The 21,291-nt window shown below is 51.6% G+C and carries 21 protein-coding genes, 1 tRNA gene and 1 riboswitch; of the genes, 10 read left to right on the plus strand and 12 right to left on the minus strand.

What is annotated here, in order from left to right; translation table 11 throughout:
- Positions 1-36: 36 nt before the first annotated feature.
- Complete coding sequence (locus HOY33_RS00745; RefSeq protein ID WP_172287723.1) at positions 37-633, minus strand: thymidine kinase; 597 nt, start codon at positions 631-633, stop codon at positions 37-39.
- Positions 634-1,021: 388 nt separating this feature from the next.
- Here HOY33_RS00745 and hns point away from each other — a divergent pair, with 388 nt between their 5' ends.
- Entirely contained in the window at positions 1,022-1,429 is a 408-nt protein-coding gene (hns, locus tag HOY33_RS00750; RefSeq protein ID WP_009112886.1) for a histone-like nucleoid-structuring protein H-NS, read from the plus strand.
- A 139-nt stretch (positions 1,430-1,568) separates the two neighbouring features.
- Here hns and galU read toward each other — a convergent pair whose 3' ends face one another.
- The 3 genes from galU to rssA all read right to left on the minus strand — a co-directional run bounded on the left by galU (position 1,569) and on the right by rssA (position 4,687).
- The gene (gene galU, locus HOY33_RS00755) at positions 1,569-2,480 is read right to left on the minus strand and encodes a UTP--glucose-1-phosphate uridylyltransferase GalU (protein WP_172287724.1); all 912 of its coding nucleotides are present in this window, start codon (positions 2,478-2,480) and stop codon (positions 1,569-1,571) included.
- 204 nt (positions 2,481-2,684) lie between these two features.
- Complete coding sequence (gene rssB / locus HOY33_RS00760) at positions 2,685-3,701, minus strand: two-component system response regulator RssB (protein ID WP_172287726.1); 1,017 nt, start codon at positions 3,699-3,701, stop codon at positions 2,685-2,687.
- 77 nt (positions 3,702-3,778) lie between these two features.
- Complete coding sequence (gene rssA, locus HOY33_RS00765; protein ID WP_172288760.1) at positions 3,779-4,687, minus strand: patatin-like phospholipase RssA; 909 nt, start codon at positions 4,685-4,687, stop codon at positions 3,779-3,781.
- A 132-nt stretch (positions 4,688-4,819) separates the two neighbouring features.
- Here rssA and HOY33_RS00770 point away from each other — a divergent pair, with 132 nt between their 5' ends.
- The 3 genes from HOY33_RS00770 to HOY33_RS00780 all read left to right on the plus strand — a co-directional run bounded on the left by HOY33_RS00770 (position 4,820) and on the right by HOY33_RS00780 (position 6,458).
- Positions 4,820-5,287 carry a YchJ family protein gene (locus HOY33_RS00770; protein ID WP_172287727.1) on the plus strand — a complete coding sequence of 156 codons (468 nt, stop codon included), beginning with the start codon at positions 4,820-4,822 and terminating at the stop codon, positions 5,285-5,287.
- Between the two features lie 84 nt (positions 5,288-5,371).
- Positions 5,372-6,220 carry a formyltetrahydrofolate deformylase gene (purU, locus tag HOY33_RS00775; RefSeq protein WP_172287729.1) on the plus strand — a complete coding sequence of 283 codons (849 nt, stop codon included), beginning with the start codon at positions 5,372-5,374 and terminating at the stop codon, positions 6,218-6,220.
- Positions 6,221-6,373: 153 nt separating this feature from the next.
- Positions 6,374-6,458, plus strand: a tRNA-Tyr gene (locus HOY33_RS00780).
- An 85-nt stretch (positions 6,459-6,543) separates the two neighbouring features.
- Here HOY33_RS00780 and HOY33_RS00785 read toward each other — a convergent pair.
- Complete coding sequence (locus tag HOY33_RS00785; protein ID WP_172287730.1) at positions 6,544-7,164, minus strand: trimeric intracellular cation channel family protein; 621 nt, start codon at positions 7,162-7,164, stop codon at positions 6,544-6,546.
- Positions 7,165-7,282: 118 nt separating this feature from the next.
- Positions 7,283-7,376, minus strand: a riboswitch (glycine riboswitch).
- Positions 7,377-7,515: 139 nt separating this feature from the next.
- Here HOY33_RS00785 and xthA point away from each other — a divergent pair.
- Entirely contained in the window at positions 7,516-8,322 is an 807-nt protein-coding gene (gene xthA / locus HOY33_RS00790; protein ID WP_172287732.1) for an exodeoxyribonuclease III, read from the plus strand.
- 69 nt (positions 8,323-8,391) lie between these two features.
- Here xthA and HOY33_RS00795 read toward each other — a convergent pair whose 3' ends face one another.
- From HOY33_RS00795 to HOY33_RS00805, 3 genes are all read right to left on the minus strand, one after another.
- A complete protein-coding gene (locus HOY33_RS00795) occupies positions 8,392-8,685 on the minus strand; it encodes a DUF1496 domain-containing protein (RefSeq protein ID WP_172287734.1) in 294 nt (97 codons plus the stop codon).
- On the minus strand, positions 8,685-10,604 hold the full coding sequence (locus tag HOY33_RS00800; RefSeq protein WP_172287735.1) for a DNA topoisomerase III: 1,920 nt from the start codon (positions 10,602-10,604) through the stop codon (positions 8,685-8,687). Before HOY33_RS00800 ends, HOY33_RS00795 begins: the two co-directional genes overlap by 1 nt.
- 96 nt (positions 10,605-10,700) lie before the next feature.
- Positions 10,701-11,252 carry an NAD(P)H nitroreductase gene (locus tag HOY33_RS00805; RefSeq protein ID WP_172287737.1) on the minus strand — a complete coding sequence of 184 codons (552 nt, stop codon included), beginning with the start codon at positions 11,250-11,252 and terminating at the stop codon, positions 10,701-10,703.
- Positions 11,253-11,435: 183 nt separating this feature from the next.
- Between HOY33_RS00805 and sppA the strand changes: the two genes are divergently transcribed.
- Both sppA and pncA read left to right on the plus strand, forming a co-directional pair.
- Complete coding sequence (gene sppA / locus HOY33_RS00810) at positions 11,436-13,286, plus strand: signal peptide peptidase SppA (protein ID WP_172287738.1); 1,851 nt, start codon at positions 11,436-11,438, stop codon at positions 13,284-13,286.
- Between the two features lie 96 nt (positions 13,287-13,382).
- Positions 13,383-14,030, plus strand: coding sequence for a bifunctional nicotinamidase/pyrazinamidase (gene pncA / locus HOY33_RS00815; protein WP_172287740.1), 648 nt, complete (start codon positions 13,383-13,385; stop codon positions 14,028-14,030).
- 58 nt (positions 14,031-14,088) lie between these two features.
- Here pncA and HOY33_RS00820 read toward each other — a convergent pair whose 3' ends face one another.
- Both HOY33_RS00820 and msrB read right to left on the minus strand, forming a co-directional pair.
- Positions 14,089-14,367 (minus strand): YeaC family protein, encoded by a 279-nt coding sequence (locus tag HOY33_RS00820; protein WP_172287741.1) that lies wholly within the window; start codon positions 14,365-14,367, stop codon positions 14,089-14,091.
- Between the two features lie 62 nt (positions 14,368-14,429).
- Positions 14,430-14,849 (minus strand): peptide-methionine (R)-S-oxide reductase MsrB, encoded by a 420-nt coding sequence (gene msrB / locus HOY33_RS00825; RefSeq protein ID WP_172287743.1) that lies wholly within the window; start codon positions 14,847-14,849, stop codon positions 14,430-14,432.
- Positions 14,850-15,192: 343 nt separating this feature from the next.
- On the opposite strand from msrB, the gene gapA reads away from it, so the two are divergent.
- Together gapA and HOY33_RS00835 are read left to right on the plus strand one after the other, a co-directional pair.
- Positions 15,193-16,188: a glyceraldehyde-3-phosphate dehydrogenase gene (gene gapA, locus HOY33_RS00830; protein ID WP_170158883.1), complete on the plus strand. Its 996-nt coding sequence runs from the start codon at positions 15,193-15,195 to the stop codon at positions 16,186-16,188.
- A gap of 87 nt (positions 16,189-16,275) precedes the next feature.
- Positions 16,276-17,151 (plus strand): D-hexose-6-phosphate mutarotase, encoded by an 876-nt coding sequence (locus HOY33_RS00835; protein WP_172287744.1) that lies wholly within the window; start codon positions 16,276-16,278, stop codon positions 17,149-17,151.
- A 50-nt stretch (positions 17,152-17,201) separates the two neighbouring features.
- On the opposite strand, the gene HOY33_RS00840 is transcribed toward HOY33_RS00835, so the two are convergent.
- Both HOY33_RS00840 and HOY33_RS00845 read right to left on the minus strand, forming a co-directional pair.
- Positions 17,202-18,056, minus strand: a complete 855-nt coding sequence (locus HOY33_RS00840) for an aldo/keto reductase (RefSeq protein ID WP_172287746.1) — start codon at positions 18,054-18,056, stop codon at positions 17,202-17,204.
- A 113-nt stretch (positions 18,057-18,169) separates the two neighbouring features.
- On the minus strand, positions 18,170-18,919 hold the full coding sequence (locus tag HOY33_RS00845; RefSeq protein WP_330526914.1) for a MipA/OmpV family protein: 750 nt from the start codon (positions 18,917-18,919) through the stop codon (positions 18,170-18,172).
- Positions 18,920-19,356: 437 nt separating this feature from the next.
- On the opposite strand from HOY33_RS00845, the gene yeaG reads away from it, so the two are divergent.
- The gene (gene yeaG, locus HOY33_RS00850; protein ID WP_172287747.1) at positions 19,357-21,291 is read left to right on the plus strand and encodes a protein kinase YeaG; all 1,935 of its coding nucleotides are present in this window, start codon (positions 19,357-19,359) and stop codon (positions 21,289-21,291) included.

Below are 21,291 nucleotides of genomic sequence, written 5' to 3' on the forward strand. Positions count from 1 at the left end.
CGAGCGTTAAATACCATCGTGGCGGCGCTGCATAGCTTATTCAATTTCGCTTCTAACTAACCCTAATGCGATTTTATAGTGCTTTCTGCAAACGGAGACATAACTGTCATTGCCGCCGATAACCACCTGTTCCCCTTCGTGGAGAGGATTTCCCTGCGCATCCAGACGTAACACGCGGTTCGCTTTACGGCCGCAATGGCAAATCGTTTTGAGTTCAATCAACTTATCGGCCCAGGCTAATAAATAGTGGCTGCCTGAAAACAGCTCGCCACGAAAATCCGTGCGTAAGCCGTAACACAATACCGGGATATCCAATAGGTCGACCACATCTGAAAGTTCGCTAACTTGTTCACGCGTCAGGAACTGACATTCATCAATTAATACGCAATGAATAGGCTGGCTACGGTGCTCTTTCAATAGCAGGCTAAATAAAGGCGTCTGCTGATTAAACAGTAGCGCAGGAGAAGAAAGGCCGATCCGCGAACTAACCATCCCCACCCCATGCCGGTTATCTATTTCCGCGGTGAAAACCAGCGCCCTCATGCCGCGCTCTTGATAGTTATATGAGGACTGTAATAGCGCAGTGGATTTCCCTGCATTCATTGCTGAATAATAAAAATAAAGTTGAGCCATACTCAGATGCTCCAAAAGACGGGCTATATCGCGTATGCGGTTAAAATTTATTGTAACAACCCACCGTTAGCCCATGCAATGGGCTATTACTTGCGCAGCCTCGCCCGGTTCATCTATTGATAGGCGCCATTGGATAAAAGATATAAACATTCCTTATAACGATAGAATCCGTCACAATATCTTATCGAACACATCAGCGCGGCAAATGACGGTTAAATGTATTCTCCGTAGGAGAGACGTATTTTATATTCATGTAACATGGCATGTGATATCTGTTTTAAAAATGGCAATTTTTAACAAACTTACAAATTTGACTATTGCAGAAAAGAAAATAGCACTCTATTATCTCACTACACGCCACCAATAATATAAATTTGAGATTATCACAATGAGCGAAGCACTAAAGATTCTAAACAACATCCGTACTCTGAGAGCCCAGGCAAGAGAATGCAGTCTGGATACTTTGGAAGAAATGCTGGAAAAACTGGAAGTCGTGGTAAATGAACGCCGCGAAGAAGAAAGCCAGGTTCAGGCAGAAGTTGAAGAACGTGCACGTAAATTACAGCAATATCGCGATATGTTGATTGCGGACGGCATCGATCCTAACGAATTATTACAATCTTTAGGTTCAGTCAAAGTTGCCGGTAAAAGCAAGCGTGCCGCCCGCCCGGCCAAATATCAATATACCGATGAGAATGGCGAAGTTAAAACCTGGACAGGTCAAGGCCGTACTCCTGCGGTAATCAAAAAAGCGATCGAAGAACAAGGTAAATCTTTAGACGATTTCCTGCTCTAATCTGTATTTAAAATACACCAAACGCAGATACCCTTGATTTTTATCAAGGGTATTTTTTTGTGCAAAGTAACAGGTATATCGGTGAGAATTCATGCTCCCTGTCCTGTGTAATAAAACAGAGAGCAGTTATTACTAAATATTATTTTTCTTCAGCTTCAATAGTTTCCCGCAGCCATTGGGTAAGTTCACCGCCCAGGCTATCATGGCGCATACCATATTCCACGAACGCCTGCATATACCCGAGCTTGTTGCCACAGTCATGGCTGACACCTTTCAGGTGATACGCTTCCACCGTTTCTTTTTCCATTAACAACGCAATGGCGTCGGTTAACTGAATCTCATTGCCGGCGCCTGGAGGGGTTTTCTCCAGCAAAGACCAAATTTCAGCAGAAAGAACATAACGGCCGACAACGGCTAAATTTGAAGGGGCCTCGGAAGCTTTCGGCTTTTCAACCACGCCAACCATTGGCGCACTGTCGCCCGCTTTTAATTCCACGCCCTTGCAGTCTACAACGCCATAACTGCTGACATCGTCAACGGGCTCAACCATAATCTGACTATGGCCGGTTTCAGAAAACCGTTGCAACATTTCACTCAGGTTATCTTTCTTCAGATCGGATTCATATTCATCAATAATCACATCCGGCAAAATAACCGCAACAGGTTCATCACCCACTAATGGATGGGCGCACAATACGGCATGCCCTAATCCTTTAGCCAGCCCCTGACGAACCTGCATAATGGTAACGTGCTTCGGACAAATAGATTGCACTTCTTCCAACAGTTGACGCTTAACACGTTTTTCCAACATGGCTTCCAGTTCAAAACTGGTATCAAAGTGGTTTTCGATGGAATTTTTAGAAGAATGTGTAACCAAAATTATTTCATTGATTCCCGCGGCGATACACTCGTTGACTACATATTGAATGAGCGGTTTATCCACCAATGGCAGCATTTCTTTGGGAATAGCCTTCGTGGCCGGCAACATACGCGTTCCCAATCCCGCGACAGGGATTACCGCTTTTTTTACTTTTTTATTAACAGTCGACATAAACAACCTCTTATATATCGTTCAAATAATGAACTTTATTTATCTGGTCTAAAAACTGGATAAGTATACCAGTTTAGCCGGGCCACGCTTGCCCATCGTTATAGTTCCATTAAAAATAAGACAACTACCTACATAGTAGAAAATAAAAAATAATAACGAAAGGCGAACACGGCCAGAAGAGAGTTATCACCCCTACCTATCGGATTATTCTGTAGAAAGCATTAAGCGTAAGCGCCCGCCACCGCCCCAAATCTGGCATTGCCACGCTTCACACTGGTGATTTAACTGATTGAGGTAAGCCTCATCGAGTGTTCCCAACGGCACGCCGCTATTGAGCGCAATTTGATTTTCATTGACGTTTAATGTGGCGTTTAACCCGGCGGAGATCAGTATCAGCCGTTTTAATTCACGATGATAATAACCGACCAGCAAGGGGAAACGCCCTTCCAAACTTGCCTGGCGTAATAACTGATTTACCTGTTTTAATAAAAGCGGCAAATGGGGTAAACGGTGCTCCTGGTTTGCCAGATGCTCCTGAAGCACGCCGTTAAACAAAGTACGAAGTAATAATGCGGCCAACGTGCCGTTATTGTTGACCGCCTGAGTGACATCAAGGCAGTAGAAAGCCAGTTCATCTTCAGAGAGCGCGGCAATATCCAAAACCAATCCCGGCTGTTCGGCAACCGTAAGCTGTCGATAATTAATTCGACAACGGGCGAGCGTTTGCTGCACCGGCGGCTGTAGTTGCGCTAAAAGTTTTGCCACCGCATCAGGCGATTGATTAAGCGAATCCATATCCAACATTAATTGCTCAAGCTCATGAGCCGGCGAAGTAAACATGTCCGGATACAGACAAGTCATAACCGCCTCGCGTAAACGAGCATAATCACGAATAGGTTTCAGCAACACATCCTGAACGCCAAGCCGCAGAACCTTGGCGACATCCGCCATTTGACTGGTCGCGGAGATCACCAGTATCGGGATATGGTTGTCTTGTAAGCGTAACCGCTCCAGGAACTCAATGCCGCCCATCATCGGCATCTTTAGATCGCAAATAATTAAATCAGGCTGATGATGCTCCAGAACGCTTAACGCCTCCAGGCCATGAATAGCTTCCAAAACCGAAGCACCAAGCGAAGTCAGATAACCGGAAAGTACGGAGCGGAAAACAGCCTCATCCTCGATAATCAATATATGTTTACCCGCCAATGGTTGTTCCATCAGTTGCCCCTTACTTCAAACTCTTTAATGTTTTACCGCCAACGCTCAGCACGGCCTGACGTCGCTTATACTGGTTTTCAATGCGATTTTTTTACCAAAGGTAACAATTCATCGCGCTTTTTCTCCACTGCCTGACGACCGGCTTCAATCGCTTCCTGTGCCCGATGAAAATCCAGAGTGGCGATTTGCGGGCAATAAGGCTGTAAGAGTACATCAGGCGGGTCGCCCGCCATCCGGGTCATCTTTAATCGGTTTTCAAGAATCTGGATTGATGTACTCATGATTTCCATTGCTGTCGGCGAAATCCCGGTGCGCTGGCGACGTTTTCGTAACAAACGCTCACGAATTCTCCCGCGCCAGTTATTTACCGCAACATCCCCTTCAGACTCTGGCAATGTCGGCTTAACCGACAGCAAATCATGGTGGTCAAGGCTGGCGTCCTGTTGCAAATCAACGGCGATCACAACATCCGCCCCCATCGCCCGAGTCAGCGACACCGGGACCGGATTTACCACCGCGCCATCTACCAGCCAGTAGCCATTAAACCAAACGGGAGACAACAAACCAGGTATACTGCAAGAAGCCCGAATTGATTGATGTAAATCTCCTTTTGTTAACCACAACTCTCGTCCCGTGCTCAGGTTGGTGGCCACTGCGCCATATTTAATATCACAATCTTCAATCCTCTGCGTATGTAACAAGTGCTTCACATTGTTAAATACGCGATCGCCGCGTAATAAGCCGCCGCGCTGCCAGGAGAGATCCATCAAGCGGATTACGTCCCAATAGCTAAATCCGCTTACCCAATGCTCCATGTCATCCAGCCGGTGCGTCGCGTACGCCGCGCCGACCAATGCCCCGACGGAACAACCGGCAACAACATCAATGTCAATGCCCAACTCCGTCAGCGCCTTGATAACGCCAATGTGAGCCCATCCTCTGGCGGCCCCGGAACTGAGTGCCAGACCCACTTTTATCTGCCGCATGGTTGTCCTCATGTGTTTTCATTCTAGCGCACATTGCTACATCCTGAGCTTCTTAGGTAACATATCGGCCTCATGGATGGGAAGCTCACTATTATTTATCAAGTTTTAAATTAATTTTCGTCAGGAGATGCTGTGCCGGAACTTTGCCCCTGTAGCCGCGGGCTGCCATATGACTCATGCTGCCAGCCGTACCATGCCGATACGATGACGGCTGCCGACCCTGTTACATTGATGCGCTCGCGCTATGCCGCCTATGTCAAATGCGAAGTGGATTACCTGATAGCAACCTGGCACCCCAGCCATCAAGCGGAAAAATGGCGAGCCTCTGTGACCGAAAGTTGTCAGGAGACCCGCTGGCTTGGACTTAACATATTGGCAACCTTTCCGGGTAAAACGCCAGACGAAAGTTATGTCGAATTCGCCGCCCGCTATACCTCTGCCGCGAACCCACAACAGGCAGGATTGATGCGGGAACGCTCGCGCTTTCTTCGTTATCATGATCGCTGGTACTATATGGACGGCATTCATCTGCAAACCGGCAGAAATGAACATTGTCCGTGCGGTTCCGGCAAAAAATACAAAAAGTGTTGCGGACAGTAAGATACGGGCATTAACCCGCAGTGAATTTCGGCACTGCATTAACCTACGATCGCTATTTTAGTTTTGGACAGGATCCACGCGCTCATGCAATCGCAAAATATACAAAGAAAAGTATTACGGACTATTTGCCCCGATGCTAAAGGGCTTATCGCAAAAATTACCAATATTTGTTACAAGCACGAACTTAACATTGTGCAAAACAACGAGTATGTCGATCACCGCACCGGGCGCTTTTTTATGCGCACCGAACTGGAAGGGATTTTTAACGATACCACCCTGCTCGCCGACCTTGACGGCGCGCTCCCTGACGGGTCGGTGCGTGAACTGACCAATGCCGGCCGCCGCCGGATTGTCATTCTGGTGACGAAAGAAGCCCACTGCCTGGGCGATTTACTCATGAAAAGCGTCTACGGCGGTCTGGACGTCGAAATTGCCGCCGTTATCGGCAACCATGAAACATTACGTACCCTGGTTGAGCGGTTTGATATTCCTTTCCATCTGGTCAGCCATGAAGGCTTATCCCGCGAAGAGCACGATCAACTGATGATCGGGCAAATTGACCAGTATCAGCCGGACTACGTTGTTTTGGCAAAATACATGCGTGTGTTGACGCCTGCTTTTGTGCAGCATTATCCGAATCAGGTCATCAACATTCATCACTCATTCCTGCCGGCATTCATCGGCGCCCGCCCTTACCATCAGGCCTATGAGCGCGGCGTAAAAATCATCGGCGCAACGGCGCACTACGTGAACGATAGCCTGGATGAGGGGCCGATCATCATGCAGGATGTGATCAACGTTGATCACACCTACACTGCTGATGACATGATGCGTGCCGGCCGGGATGTCGAGAAGAACGTATTAAGCCGCGCACTTTACCGGGTGCTGGCGCAGCGTGTTTTTGTCTACGGGAATCGCACGATTATTCTTTAACTCGCGTTCGGGCATTGTTTTTGTATGCGAATAACGCGAATGGAATAAAAAATCGGCAAATACTTTTGTTTTTGATATATCAGGCTTTACAGCGGCGCATCATTTGATATGATGCGCCCGCTTGAAGCGAAAGCCTCTTGCAGCAAGGCCAGTGGTGGGGTTCCCGAGCGGCCAAAGGGAGCAGACTGTAAATCTGCCGTCACAGACTTCGAAGGTTCGAATCCTTCCCCCACCACCACTTCAACATAGTATTCTGAATCAACTTCCACGCTAAAACTTCATATTCCCGTCAGGGGAAGGTGAGAACCTTCGACCAAGTCAGACTAACTCTTCCAACTCCCCGACACATAAGAAAAAACCGGCAGTTGCCATGACCAGCGGATCGCCGCCAGCCGCACGGATAGACCGATGCTGAATGAAATCAACAGATTGATATCATGATTGACGTTTAGCGCCTTCAATCCCAGATAAAGCAGCGCCACTAACAGCGACACGCTGGCGTAAAGCTCTTTCTTGAGCACCATCGGCGTTCGATTACAAAAGATATCCCGCAAAATACCGCCAAAAATCCCCGTCACAATTCCCGCCATAACCACCACCGTGATGGAGTAATTTAACCCCAGCGCGACGTTACAACCGATAATCGTAAAAGCGATCAACCCCATGGCATCCAACACCAAAAACAGACGGTGCAAATGATGCATAACGCGCGCGATGATAATGGTAAAGAGACCTGCGCCGATGGTGAGATAGATATAACCGGGATGTTGAGTCCAGCCGATAGGATAGTTGCCAAGCAGAATGTCGCGCACCGTTCCACCGCCAAGCGCAGTGATAAACGCGATCATGCCGACACCGAAAATATCCATATTACGCCGTCCGGCCGCCAGCGCTCCGGACATGCCTTCCGCGGTGATCGCGATCAGATAGATATAGGTAAGCACACAAGATTTCCTGTGGAATGCGCCCCTCCCTCTGTCCGTTTTACCTGAGAGTTTACGCAGCGAGCGCTGCTTGCCCCTTCGGTGGGTTGCCGCAACAACCTCTCTCCAGTTGGCTTAAATGGAATTCGCAGTATGGCGGCCTGAGCGATTATGGGAGTTTGCGCCTTCGGCGGGGCGCCACGTTTCGACGCCCTCTCTCCTGCGAGCAGCGGAGTATACGGACTCTTCCCTTACGGTTCAACTACCGTAACTGATTCTTATTTTCCTATTATGCCTGCTCCCACGCAACCGTGACTCGTCACCTGAATTTCTGTTAACATCTGAGAACATTTTCATTGAACGGCAGCTAACATGAAAGTTGTTTCTTTTAATATCAATGGCCTGCGGGCGCGCCCTCATCAGTTGGCCGCCATTATCGAACAGCACCAGCCGGATGTGATCGGATTACAGGAAACCAAAGTCCATGACGATATGTTTCCGCTGGAAGAGGTGAGCCAGTATGGCTATCACGTTTTTTATCACGGGCAAAAAGGTCACTACGGCGTTGCGCTGCTGTGTAAGACCGCGCCGATGGCGGTGCGTCGGGGTTTTCCAACGGATGAAGAAGACGCGCAACGGCGGATTATTATGGCGGATTTCGCCACCGAGCAGGGTACGCTTACCGTGGTGAACGGCTATTTCCCTCAGGGTGAAAGTCGCGATCATCCGATTAAATTCCCGGCCAAAACACGCTTTTATCAGGATCTGCAAACCTATATTGAGCAGAGCCATATCGCCGATCAGCCGTTAATCATTATGGGCGATCTGAATATCAGCCCCACCGATCTGGATATCGGCATTGGCGAAGAGAACCGCAAGCGCTGGCTGCGCACGGGCAAATGCTCGTTCTTGCCGGAAGAGCGCGAATGGCTGGCCCGCTTACAGACCTGGGGGCTTATCGATACGTTCCGGGCGGCCAACCCGGACTGTAACGATCGTTTTTCATGGTTTGACTACCGTTCTGCCGGTTTTGATACCAACCGGGGCTTGCGTATCGATTTGATACTGGCGAGTCGGTCGCTGGCGGAACGCTGTATCGACACCGGCATTGACTATGACATTCGGGCGATGGAAAAACCGTCCGATCATGCGCCGATATGGGCGGAGTTCTCGTTGTAGTTGTAAAGGCAGAGGCGTAACGGCGAACCGCCGTTACGCCTCACCGCTGATTGAATCCGCTGCTCAGGGTTACTGTTTGAGCGGTTGCCAAATCAGGTTATTGGTTCCCAGCGTTTGTTTATCCCGCACGCATTGCAGGATCACGCCGTCTATTTTCAACACCGCGCCTTCCGAATAGTTACGATTTTCGTAAACACAACAGCGCATACAATTATTCTGTCCACGCGTAGCGGAACCCGCGCCCCACGCTTCGGCGGGAATAGGCACCACGATATCTGTCGCGCCACGATTTGGATTTGCCTGAACCGTCGCCGACAACGTCAGCGCCGCGGCGGAAATAAACCAGCAAACTAACGATCTCATTAACTCTGCTCCTTCTTTTTGGGCTGAGGCTTACGCCGCTTTTTACTGCTTGCCTGAGGGGCGGTGATGCCTTTAAATGCACTCACGCCTCGACTCTGTCTGGCTTGATAAATCAACGCCTGCAAAGAATGCGTCAGCGGTTGCATAAAATCCTGATAGCGACACTTTTTTTCGCTGATTTGCGTCAGCGTCGCTTCCCAATGCGCCGTCATATCCGGATGTGCTGCGCTGTCCGGCAGAGAGTGAATCAATGCCCGCCCCGCTTCGCTGGCATGAATATAACGCCCCTTTTTGAATAAAAACGTCCGCTTGAACAGTAACTCGATAATACCCGCGCGCGTGGCCTCCGTTCCTAAACCATCGGTTGCCCGCAGGATTTTCTTCAGTTCTTTATCCTGCACAAAGCGCGCGATGCCGGTCATCGCCGACAACAAACTTGCATCGGTAAACGGCCGCGGAGGCTGCGTTTGCCGTTCCACCACCTCGCCGCGCTCGCACAGCAACTCATCGCCTTTGGCGACCACCGGCAACGGGGTGCCCTCATTTTCCTCATCCCGCTCCTTCCCGCCCAGCAGCGTACGCCAGCCGGCCTCCGCCAGAAACCGGGCTTTGGCGACAAATTTCCCCCCGGCGATATCCAGATCGATAACACATTTCCGAAACACCGCGTCGGGGCAAAACTGCATGATATATTGTCGGGCAATCAGCCCGTAAACTTTACTCTCATTATCCGATAATGCGGCAGGCGCACTGCGCGCCGTGGGGATAATCGCGTGGTGGGCATCCACTTTTCCGTCATCCCAACAGCGGTTGCGACGCTCGATATCCATAACCGGCTGCGGCAATAAATCCGACTGATGCGCCGAAATGGCGTTCAGAACCGCGTGGCGGCCGGCAAAATGCTCCTCCGGCAGGTAACGGCTATCGGAGCGCGGATAAGTAATCAGCTTGTGGGTTTCATACAGCTTCTGACAAATATCCAGCACCTGCTGGGCGCTGAGCGCAAACCGTTTGGCGGCTTCAATCTGCAACGTCGACAACGAATAGGGCAACGGCGCCGTTTCCGATTCCCGCTTATCATTATAGCCAGTCACAAACGCAGGCTGACCGTCGATGCGTTTGACAACGTGCTCCGCCAAAGAACGGTGTAGTAACCGCCCTTCTTCATCCTGATAAGGCTCACAGGACTCGCTCGGCTGCCATAGCGCGACAAATCGTTCGCCTGCCGGGGTGAGGATATGCGCTTTAACCTCGAAATAATCTTTCGGGACAAAGTTCTCGATCTCTTCATCACGGCGCACCACCAGCCCCAGCACCGGGGTTTGCACCCGACCGACCGACAGCACGCCGTCATAGCCGGCATTGCGCCCCAGCAGCGTGTAAGCACGGGTCATATTGATGCCATACAGCCAGTCGGCCCGGGAACGCGCCAGCGCAGAGACGCACAGCGGGATGAACTCCCGGTTCTCCCGCAGCCTTGACACGGCCCGTTCGACCGCCTGGGGATTAAGATCGTTGACCAGACAGCGCCTAACCTGATGGCGCTTTTCTGCCGGCAGGGAAAGATACTCCAGCACCTCGTCAACCAGCAGTTGCCCTTCACGATCGGGGTCGCCCGCATGAATGATTTCGCTGGCGTCCGCCAGGAGTTTTTTGATGGTGTTGAGCTGTTTGCTCACCGAAGGTCGAGGCTGCAACAGCCATTTCTGCGGGATAATCGGTAAATCGGCCAATGACCAGCGCGCGTAACGCGCGTCATAAACATCAGGTTGCGCCTGTTCGAGCAAATGCCCGACGCACCAGGTCACCACATCGTTCTGACCGCAGGCGATAAAACCCTCGCCGCGTCGATGCGGTTTCGGCAATACGTCGGCGATCGCCCGCGCGAGGCTGGGTTTTTCGGCAATAAAAAGTCGCATTACGCACCATTGCGCTGAAAGACGGTTTCACAACTGCCGTTGTGCAAACAACATGGAAAAAGCGGGAAGAAACAACGCCCCTTCAATTGGCGCCGATCAGAAATAACGGACAAATTTTTCAGCATCAAGCGGCATCACCCGGGTCGAGGCTTTCAGTTGCGGCGTCCCCAGATAGAGGAAACCGACAATCTCATCCTGTTCGCGGCAATCAAAGGCTTCGCGTACCTGCGGATGATGCGTCCAGGCGCCGCTGCGCCAGATGCCGTTATATCCCTGGGCCAGGGCCGCCATTTGCATGGCCTGAACGGCGCAGCCGGCGGAAACGACCTGCTCCCAGCGCGGGACTTTGGGATTAGCTTCGCAATGCGCCACAACGGTAATAATCAGCGGCGCGCGAAACGGCGCCTGCCTGGCTTTTTCTATGCCGGCTTCATCCATGCCTTCCTGCTTTGCCGCTTCGGTCAGTAATCGGCTAAAACGTTCGAGCCCTTCATTTTCGATTACAAAGAATCGCCAGGGCTGTAAAGTACCGTGATCCGGCGCTCGCATACCGGCGTGGATAATATGGTTAAGCGCTTCACCGGAAGGAGCGGGTGTTGTCAAGCGTGAAGCCGAACGACGATTAAGTAACAGTTCGAGAGCATCCATCGCACATCTCCTGTATGGCAATCTGATTTTTGTGGTAAGGCGACATTGCGCGCCACGGTAGCACAAGTAGAAGTTTTGTTACAAGATACCCCCATCCGGGCGCCGTCCGGGTACTATTTAATGCTGACTTTTTACCGTCCGCTCATTAGGATATTAAGCTGTTTTCCCGTTCCCGGAGATATCATGCGCACATTGTGGCGAATTTTTAGCGGATTTTTTAAGTGGACATGGCGTCTGCTTAATTTTATCAGAGAATTTATTCTCAATATTTTTCTTATCGCGCTCATTCTTATTGGCGTCGGGATTTATACACAATTCAGCGGCACCCCGGCCGAGACCGCCCGCGGCGCGTTGCTGATCGATCTGACGGGCGTGGTGGTCGATCAGCCCACCATGAATAATAAATTTCGTCAGTTGGGGCGCGAATTTTTCGGCGCTTCCAGCAACCGTCGGCAGGAGAACTCCCTGTTTGATATCGTTGACAGCATTCGCCAGGCAAAAAATGACGATAACATTACCGGCATCGTGCTGGATCTGAGCGATTTTACCGGAGCCGACCAGCCATCATTACACTATATCGGCAAAGCCCTGCGGGAGTTCCGGGACAACGGCAAGCCGGTCTACGCCGTCGGCGATAGCTATAATCAGGCGCAATATTATCTGGCCAGTTTCGCCAATACCATCGCGCTAACCCCGCAGGGGAATGTGGATCTGCACGGTTTGGCCACCAACAATCTCTATTTCAAATCCCTGTTGGACAAACTGAAAGTCACCACCAACATTTTCAGGGTTGGAACCTATAAATCAGCCGTTGAGCCATACCTGCGCGACGATATGTCCCCGGCCGCCAGAGAGGCGGACAGCCGCTGGATCAACACGCTCTGGCAGCACTATCTGGACACCGTCGCCGCCAACCGGCAGATCACCCCGCAGCAGTTGTTCCCCGGCGCAGCCGCTATCATCGCGGACTTGCAGGCCGTACAAGGCGACACCGCGCGCTACGCCTTGCAAAACAAGCTGGTGGATGAAGTCGCCTCCCGTTCCGTTATCGAGCAAACGCTGGTAAAAACCTTTGGTTGGAACAACAAAACCAATAACTTTAATTTCACCAGCATTTATGACTACGCGCCTAAGCCGCCGGTGCAGAATAATAATCAGATAGCCGTGATTTTTGCCAATGGCGCGATTATCGACGGCCCGGAAACCCCTGGCATGGTAGGCGGCGACACGACGGCCGCCCAGATCCGCGCCGCGCGTCTCGATCCGAAGATTAAGGCGGTGGTTATGCGGGTCAATAGCCCTGGCGGCAGCGTAACGGCCTCTGAAATGATCCGTTCGGAGCTGATGGCGGTACGTCTTGCCGGCAAGCCGGTGGTGGTGTCAATGGGCGGTATGGCGGCATCGGGCGGCTATTGGATTTCAACGCCGGCCAACGCCATTATCTCCAGCCCGAGCACCCTAACCGGTTCTATCGGCATTTTCGGCGTGATCACCACATTTGAAAACTCACTGGAAAGCATCGGCGTCCACACCGACGGCGTGGCGACCTCTCCACTGGCCGATCTGTCGATTACCAAATCGTTACCCCCGGAATTCAGCCAGATGGTTCAGTTGAGCATCGATCGCGGGTATAAGAATTTTATCGACATCGTCGCTCAGGCGCGTAAGAAAACGCCGGAACAAATCGATCAGATCGCACAGGGACATGTCTGGACCGGCAGCGATGCCAAAGAGAATGGACTGGTCGATCAATTAGGCGATTTTGACGATGCCGTGAAAAAAGCCGCCGAACTGGCCAAACTGGGCCAGTATCAGCTTAGCTGGTTTGCCGAACAGCCAAGCCTGTTTGACGCCATGCTGAACCAGATTAACGCTTCGGTTTACGCCTGGTTGCCCACCGCCGTTCAGTCGCTGCTGCCCACCCCGATGGCGCAGTTGGTCCAGGCGGTGCAATCACAGCCGTCCATCATGAATAACCTCAACGACCCGCAGCACCGCTACGCACTCTGCCTCACCTGCGGTGAAATCCGCTAAAGGCGGCTTAAGTCCGGCGTTGCCATTTTATGCGGCGACGCCGGACTGTTATGATCGCCGGCGGCGGGGAAAACGACATTAATCACGGAGTCAGCGATGAACAGAGCGCTATTACTGATCGATTTGCAGAATGATTTTTGTCCCGGCGGCGCGTTAGCCGTCAACGAAGGGGATCGGGTAATCGACGTCGCCAATCGCGCCATCGCCGCCTGCGTCACCGCGAACATCCCGGTTATTGCCAGCCAGGACTGGCATCCGGCCGATCATGGCAGCTTTGCCGTCAACGCCAACGCGCCGCTGGGCGAAACCGGCGAGCTGGACGGACTCCCGCAGGTCTGGTGGCCGGTGCACTGCGTTCAGGATCGGCCTGGCGCGCAGTTTCATCCGGCATTACATCGGCAGGCGATAGAATGGGTGGTGCGTAAAGGCACTCAGGCCGACATTGATAGTTACAGCGCGTTCTTTGACAACGGCCACCGCGCTAAAACCGAACTGGACGACTGGCTGCGCTCCCGCCAAATCACGCATTTAACCGTAATGGGCCTCGCCACGGATTATTGCGTCAAGTTCAGCGTGCTGGATGCGTTGGCGTTGGGCTACAAAACGGATGTGCTGACGGAAGGGTGCCGCGGCGTCAACCTTCGCCCGGAAGATAGCCAGACCGCCCTTCAGGAAATGCAACGGCATGGGGCGAACCCGATCTCGCTGAAAAACTTTATCGCCAGTCTGCCGCGCCGCGCATAGCGTATGAAGTCGGAGTGGATCAGTCCCGCCCGCTGGGGCAGCCTGCCCCGCGCCGTGTTTATTTCTGTGGTTTGATCCTGACGATGGCCGCGGCGTCACTGAACTGTTGCTTAAGCTCCTGTTTGCTTTTCATGACGATTTCACCATCGGTGCCAATGGTCATGTGCTCTGGCTGTTGGTTATGACGCGCTTGCCATAACATCACCATTTGCAGACAGTTCTCTTTTTGCTCCGCGGATAAAGCGACGCCATCCGGCCACTTCCCTAATTCAACCGCCGTTGCCAGCCGCTGATAAATCTCCGGCGTCATCGCATCAATCAGGCTATTGAGTTGCATATCCTTATCCCTGCATGTATTTAGCTGAAACGTTTAAAGCTATACGACTGCACCGACGCCGATTAGCCGTGGACGCGCTCGCCATCCACGTCATCAATAAAACTTAGCGACGCGGAATTGACACAATAACGCTCCCCCGTCGTCGGCGGGCCGTCAGGAAAGACATGCCCTAAATGCGCGTCGCAGTTTCCGCAGCGGATCTCGATACGACGCATATTATGGGAGTGATCGTCAATATAGCGAATGGCGTCCGCCGACACCGGCCGGTCAAAGCTCGGCCAGCCGCATCCTGAATCATACTTATTATCTGAATAGAACAATGGTTTCCGACAGCACAGGCAATGATAAACACCCGTACGCTTGTTGTGCAGCAACTTACCGGAATAAGCGGGTTCAGTGCCCCGTTGCTGGGTCACGTAGCGTTGCATTTCTGTCAGATCTGTTGCCTCTGAGGCTGTTTGCTGAGAGGGATGGTTACTCATAGGGATCTCGCAAAGTCTGGTATCTATAAAATTCATCATCAATTATAACAAAAAATTAACAACCTTGCAGGCCATTTTGGCTTAATATAATAGCGGCTATCAGGGGAATATTTAATTGTGATGCTTGTCACAATTTTGCCTGATACAGGCTTTACTATAGAAGCAAAATGCCCGTTATCAGGCTGAGATGTTCTTAATTTACAGCACTGGCGGATTTTCGTTCAAAGATTGGTCATAGGTTTGACTTACAGCAACTATTGACACGATTCCGCTTGACGCCCAGCAAGGTTTTTGTAATTTTACAACCAACCTTTTATTCACTAACCAATATCTGGTGGAATATATGACTATCAAAGTAGGTATCAACGGTTTTGGCCGTATCGGCCGTATTGTTTTCCGCGCTGCGCAAGAACGCTCTGACATCGAAATCGTTGCGATTAACGATCTGTTAGACGCTGATTACATGGCGTATATGTTGAAATATGACTCTACTCATGGTCGTTTCAACGGCACCGTTGAAGTCAAAGATGGCCATCTGGTTGTTAACGGCAAAACTATTCGTGTTACCGCAGAACGCGATCCTGCGAACCTGAAGTGGAATGAAGTAAACGTTGATGTTGTTGCTGAAGCAACCGGTCTGTTCCTGACTGACGAAACCGCTCGTAAACACATCACCGCCGGCGCGAAAAAAGTGGTTCTGACCGGCCCGTCCAAAGACAGCACGCCAATGTTTGTTATGGGCGTTAACCACAAATCTTACGACGGTCAGGATATCGTTTCCAACGCATCTTGCACCACTAACTGCCTGGCGCCGCTGGCTAAAGTCATCAACGACAACTTCGGTATCGTTGAAGCGCTGATGACCACCGTTCATGCGACCACCGCGACTCAGAAAACCGTTGACGGCCCGTCTCACAAAGACTGGCGCGGCGGCCGCGGCGCATCTCAGAACATCATCCCGTCTTCTACCGGCGCTGCCAAGGCAGTAGGTAAAGTCATCCCTGAACTGAATGGCAAACTGACCGGTATGGCGTTCCGCGTTCCTACTCCGAACGTATCCGTTGTCGATCTGACTGCTCGTCTGGAAAAACCGGCTTCTTACAAAGAAATCTGCGCGGCTATCAAAGCAGCTTCTGAAGGCGAACTGAAAGGCGTTCTGGGTTATACCGAAGATGACGTGGTTTCCACCGATTTCAACGGTGAAAAACTGACTTCCGTATTCGACGCCAAAGCCGGTATCGCACTGAGCGACAACTTTGTGAAACTGGTATCCTGGTACGATAACGAAACAGGTTACTCTAACAAAGTACTGGATCTGATCACCCACATCTCCAAATAAGTTCGTGTGATGATTCAATGATGAAGGGCGACCGGTTGGTCGCCCTTTTTATTTGCTGATTAACAACAACCAAAAATAGGCAACATCATGAATGATAAGATTTTCGAGCTTCCCGTCACCCAAAAGATTACCCCGGCCATAAGCCGGCGACAGGTAGAGCAACTGCCGGTGGTTGTCGTGGATCATCCTCAGGTTCGCGCGGCCGTAGCGCTACAGGGCGCGCATCTATTGAGCTGGCAGCCAACGGGTCAGGCGCCCGTTCTTTGGCTGAGCGGCAATACGACGTTCGTCGAGCATGTGGCAATCCGCGGCGGCATTCCGATCTGTTTCCCGTGGTTTGGCCCCTTTGCCGAACCTAATCACGGTTTTGCCCGTTTGCTGCCGTGGGAATTAACCTCCCACAGCGAAGATGAACATGGCGTACAGCTGGCTTTTACCCTGCGGGACACCGCAGAAACGCGTAAAATCTGGCCGCATGAGTTTACCCTGATCGCCCGTTTCAAGCTGGGTAAAACCTGTCATATCGAACTGGAAGCGCATGGCGATTACTCCATCACCAGCGCCTTGCATACCTATTTCCAGATCGGCGATATCAGTAAGGTCGCCATCCGCGGCCTGGGCGATCGGTTTATTGATAAAGTGAATCAGGGCAAGGTAACGACGCAGCCAGGCGATCTGGTCTTTAGCGATCGTACCGACCGCATCTATACGCATCCGCAGGATATTAGCGTTATTAATGACCCGGCATTACAACGCACGATTGAAGTGCATCACGCCCACCATAGCGATGTTGTATCGTGGAACCCCGGCGCGGAATTATCGCACACCATCGGCGATATGACCGACGACGGTTATAAAACCTTTGTGTGCGTGGAAACGGCGCGAATTCATCAGCCTTTCGTCGCAACCGTGCAGTCTCCTGCCCGTCTGTCCGCGACTATTTACATCAAGCCGGCCGCGTAACGGCAAGATGGCCTATGATCTCCCGATCATAGGCCATCAACACCGCTGGCTCACACCACATCCAGATGCTGTTTACGCTGAGGCGGCGGAAATGCCCGATCCAGCAAGGCGAGTTCATCAGGTTGCAGCACAATATCCATCACCTGTGCATTTTCTTTAACATGCTGTTCGGAACTGGCTTTAGGAATGGCTATCACGCCGGGTTGGCGAATAACCCAGGCCAGCAAGACCTGAGCCGGCGTGATGGCGTGCTGCCTGGCGATAGCATTGACCACCGGATCGGCGAATAATCCATCGCGCAACCGCCCCGCCTGTGCAATCGGACAGTAGGCCATCACCGGCACATGTCGTTGCCGGCACCATGGCAGCAAATCGAACTCAATGCCGCGTGACGCCAGATGATATAGCACCTGATCGGTCATGCATGCATTGCCGCCATCCAGCGACCAGAGTTCCTGCATATCATCGGTATCAAGGTTGGACACACCCCAACGACCGATTTTGCCTGACTGCTGTAGTTGCTGCATGGCCGTTATCGTATCGATTAGCGGAATGCCGCCGCGCCAGTGCAGCAGATACAGATCGATATGGTCGGTTTGCAGACGTTTCAAACTCTGTTCACAGGCTTTAATCGCTTTTCCGCCGCCGGCGTTGTGCGGATAAACTTTAGAAACCAGGTAGACCTTGTCGCGCCGCCCGCGGATCGCTTCGCCGACGACGATCTCCGCCCCGCCCTCCGCATACATTTCCGCCGTATCGATCAGCGTCATTCCTTGATCAATGCCGGCCTGAAGCGCTTTGACCTCCTGGTCTTTTGTCCGGGAATTTTCGCCCATATACCATGTGCCCTGCCCGACAGCAGGCACTTTCGTTCCGTCTGGAAAACTAACGTCTCTCATCGCCATGATTGATCCCCCTGAGATAAAAATAGCACAACGCCGAGTGCACAATTAATGTGCAAATGGGGTGATTTCACCCCATTTTTGTGCAGCGAATGCACCATGATATCGAAGGCGCGTTAAAACCGATAACTGACACCCACGCTCATTAACGCGCTATAGCTGCTATCGACTATCGGGCTATCCTTCGTTTCGTCGGACAAGCGGGTATAACGGCCCACGGCCCAGGCGCTCCAGCTTGGGTTTATCTGGTAGTTGGCGCTAAGCTCGACAAACGGCGCCCATCCATCGCCGGGACGATAACGGCTAAACCCTGAACGCGCCGATTCCTGACTGCTGACGCCATAGTAATAGCGGTTCATATGCTCGCTGAACCAGGTCGCGCCGATGCCCGGCGTAATGCTCAGGTCGCCCAGCATGAAGCGATAAAGATAGGCGGTATCCCAGATGAACCCGTTGCTGTAATCCAGCGTGTCGCCGGCCAGTACGGTACGAATCTGCCCCCAGTCGGCGATATGGCTATAGGCCGCCCCGGCCATCAGCGTGCCGCGCCGCTTATCCAACTGCCTCATCCGCGGGTCATCGTTATCGCCGGGCTTAAACCCCAACGGCAGGTAATAGGCCGTCAGCGATAGCTTGTTGGCGCCGTCATTCCACAAATAGTACCCACCACCCAAACCACGAAAATAAAAATTTTCGCTTTCGTAATTCAGCACGGGAAAAGGGAAAACATGATTGTCATCACCGCGATACACCGACGTTGAACCGTACGCTCCCGCGCCTAATGACACCTCAGCCGCATGGGCCGCGGGCAACGCGACGGCAACCGACACCAGCGCGGCTGACAGACATAATTGAGGCCTATTCACAATTTTTTGTTTCCTATTCCAGATAAACATCGTTAAAAATGATGACTCAAGCATTCATACTCTCGCCTGGTTTACATAAAAATAAGGCGGCGAGTTACTTATATCAATATTGCCGCAGTCTCACAAACACGGCGTCAACACCCACCAGACGGGATGTTACACGCTATGCTCAGGAAGTGAGTCATTGAAATATCTTAAAAATATGTCTTCCGGGTAGAGAAATTTTTGCGGATGCAAACTACGCTTTAATAGAGAAGGTGAAGTTTTCCGAGTCTACGAGCCGGCATAAATGCACGATCTCGCTTTGCACCACAAGTTGGCATAAGGGTTGCTGTACTCAGGGGGATTTCTTCTTTCGGAGAGCTAATACATTATAGGTTGTGCAAATTCCACACGCTCTCTTAATCTGTGCTAATCGACGAAGGACGGGCATCGCTATGAACATATTTGATCATTACCGTCAGCGCTACGACGCTGCCAAGGATGAAGAGTTCACATTGCAGGAATTCCTTACCATCTGTCAGCAAGATCGTAGTGCGTATGCGAATGCGGCTGAGCGATTATTAATGGCCATCGGTGAACCCATGATGGTGGATACCGCTCATGAATCGCGCTTATCCCGTTTATTTTCGAATCGGGTCATTGCCCGCTATCCTGCTTTTGAAGAGTTTTATGGTATGGAAGACGCCATAGAACAAATCGTGGCTTACCTGAAACACGCCGCGCAAGGATTGGAAGAGAAGAAACAGATTCTGTATCTGCTGGGGCCGGTGGGCGGGGGTAAATCCTCCCTGGCTGAACGCCTGAAAGTGCTGATGCAGCATGTTCCCATTTATATTCTCAGTGCCAACGGCGAACGCAGCCCGGTCAACGATCATCCGCTGTGCCTGTTCAACCCGCAGGAAGACGCCGCCATTCTGGAGAAAGAGTACGCCATTCCGCGGCGTTATCTGGGCACCATCATGTCACCCTGGGCGGCTAAGCGTTTGCAGGAATTTGGCGGCGACATCACTAAATTCAAAGTGATTAAAGTCTGGCCGTCCATTCTGGCGCAGGTGGCTATCGCCAAGACGGAGCCGGGGGATGAAAACAATCAGGATATTTCGGCGCTGGTCGGGAAAGTCGATATCCGCAAACTGGAACATTACGCCCAGAACGATCCCGATGCTTACGGATACTCCGGCGCACTCTGCCGTGCCAACCAGGGCATCATGGAATTCGTCGAAATGTTCAAAGCGCCGATTAAAGTGCTGCATCCGCTGCTGACGGCAACGCAGGAAGGCAACTACAACGGTACGGAAGGCATCGCCGCCCTGCCGTTTAACGGCATCATCCTGGCGCACTCCAATGAATCTGAATGGGTGCAGTTCCGTAACAACAAAAACAATGAGGCCTTCCTTGACCGCGTCTACATCGTGAAAGTGCCCTATTGCCTGCGCGTCTCTGAAGAGGTCAAGATTTATGACAAACTGCTTAACCACAGCGAACTCACGCATGCCCCTTGCGCGCCGGGTACGCTGGAAACGCTGGCCCGTTTCTCGATCTTGTCGCGCCTGAAAGAACCTGAAAACTCCAGCCTCTATTCGAAGATGCGGGTTTATGACGGCGAAAGCCTGAAAGATACCGATCCGAAAGCGAAATCCTATCAGGAATACCGTGATTATGCCGGCGTGGACGAAGGCATGAACGGTCTTTCAACCCGTTTCGCCTTTAAGATCCTTTCCCGGGTATTTAATTTCGATCACAGCGAAGTGGCGGCTAACCCGGTACACCTGTTCTATGTGCTGGAGCAACAGATTGAACGCGAGCAATTCCCGCAGGAGCTGGCGGAAAAATACCTGGAACACCTGAAAGGTTACCTGATCCCCAAATATGCGGAATTTATCGGCAAAGAAATTCAGACAGCCTATCTGGAGTCCTACTCCGAATACGGGCAGAACATCTTTGATCGTTATGTCACCTATGCTGATTTCTGGATCCAGGATCAGGAATACCGCGACCCGGATACCGGTCAACTGTTTGACCGCGAGTCGCTGAACGCCGAGCTGGAGAAAATTGAGAAACCTGCGGGGATCAGCAATCCCAAAGATTTTCGTAACGAAATCGTCAACTTTGTGCTGCGCGCCCGCGCCAACAACAGCGGACGGAATCCGAACTGGACCAGTTATGAGAAACTGCGGACGGTGATTGAGAAGAAAATGTTCTCCAACACCGAAGAGCTGTTGCCGGTGATTTCGTTTAATACCAAAACCTCAACGGATGAACAGAAGAAGCATGATGATTTCGTCGATCGCATGATGGAGAAAGGCTACACCCGCAAGCAGGTTCGTTTGCTGTGCGAATGGTATCTGCGCGTGAGGAAGTCATCATAA

The organism is Brenneria sp. hezel4-2-4, from assembly GCF_013155275.1.
GTDB lineage: Bacteria > Pseudomonadota > Gammaproteobacteria > Enterobacterales > Enterobacteriaceae > Brenneria.

Coding starts and splice junctions, on each gene's coding strand:
- gapA (WP_170158883.1), top strand. CDS start 15,193: ATGACTATCAAAGTAGGTATCAACGGTTTTGGCCGTATCGGCCGTATT.
- HOY33_RS00835 (WP_172287744.1), top strand. CDS start 16,276: ATGAATGATAAGATTTTCGAGCTTCCCGTCACCCAAAAGATTACCCCG.
- HOY33_RS00745 (WP_172287723.1), bottom strand. CDS start 633: ATGGCTCAACTTTATTTTTATTATTCAGCAATGAATGCAGGGAAATCC.
- HOY33_RS00795 (WP_172287734.1), bottom strand. CDS start 8,685: ATGAGATCGTTAGTTTGCTGGTTTATTTCCGCCGCGGCGCTGACGTTG.
- purU (WP_172287729.1), top strand. CDS start 5,372: ATGCAATCGCAAAATATACAAAGAAAAGTATTACGGACTATTTGCCCC.
- yeaG (WP_172287747.1), top strand. CDS start 19,357: ATGAACATATTTGATCATTACCGTCAGCGCTACGACGCTGCCAAGGAT.
- HOY33_RS00800 (WP_172287735.1), bottom strand. CDS start 10,604: ATGCGACTTTTTATTGCCGAAAAACCCAGCCTCGCGCGGGCGATCGCC.
- HOY33_RS00840 (WP_172287746.1), bottom strand. CDS start 18,056: ATGGCGATGAGAGACGTTAGTTTTCCAGACGGAACGAAAGTGCCTGCT.
- rssA (WP_172288760.1), bottom strand. CDS start 4,687: ATGCGGCAGATAAAAGTGGGTCTGGCACTCAGTTCCGGGGCCGCCAGA.
- hns (WP_009112886.1), top strand. CDS start 1,022: ATGAGCGAAGCACTAAAGATTCTAAACAACATCCGTACTCTGAGAGCC.
- xthA (WP_172287732.1), top strand. CDS start 7,516: ATGAAAGTTGTTTCTTTTAATATCAATGGCCTGCGGGCGCGCCCTCAT.
- rssB (WP_172287726.1), bottom strand. CDS start 3,701: ATGGAACAACCATTGGCGGGTAAACATATATTGATTATCGAGGATGAG.
- msrB (WP_172287743.1), bottom strand. CDS start 14,849: ATGAGTAACCATCCCTCTCAGCAAACAGCCTCAGAGGCAACAGATCTG.
- pncA (WP_172287740.1), top strand. CDS start 13,383: ATGAACAGAGCGCTATTACTGATCGATTTGCAGAATGATTTTTGTCCC.
- sppA (WP_172287738.1), top strand. CDS start 11,436: ATGCGCACATTGTGGCGAATTTTTAGCGGATTTTTTAAGTGGACATGG.
- HOY33_RS00820 (WP_172287741.1), bottom strand. CDS start 14,367: ATGCAACTCAATAGCCTGATTGATGCGATGACGCCGGAGATTTATCAG.
- galU (WP_172287724.1), bottom strand. CDS start 2,480: ATGTCGACTGTTAATAAAAAAGTAAAAAAAGCGGTAATCCCTGTCGCG.
- HOY33_RS00805 (WP_172287737.1), bottom strand. CDS start 11,252: ATGGATGCTCTCGAACTGTTACTTAATCGTCGTTCGGCTTCACGCTTG.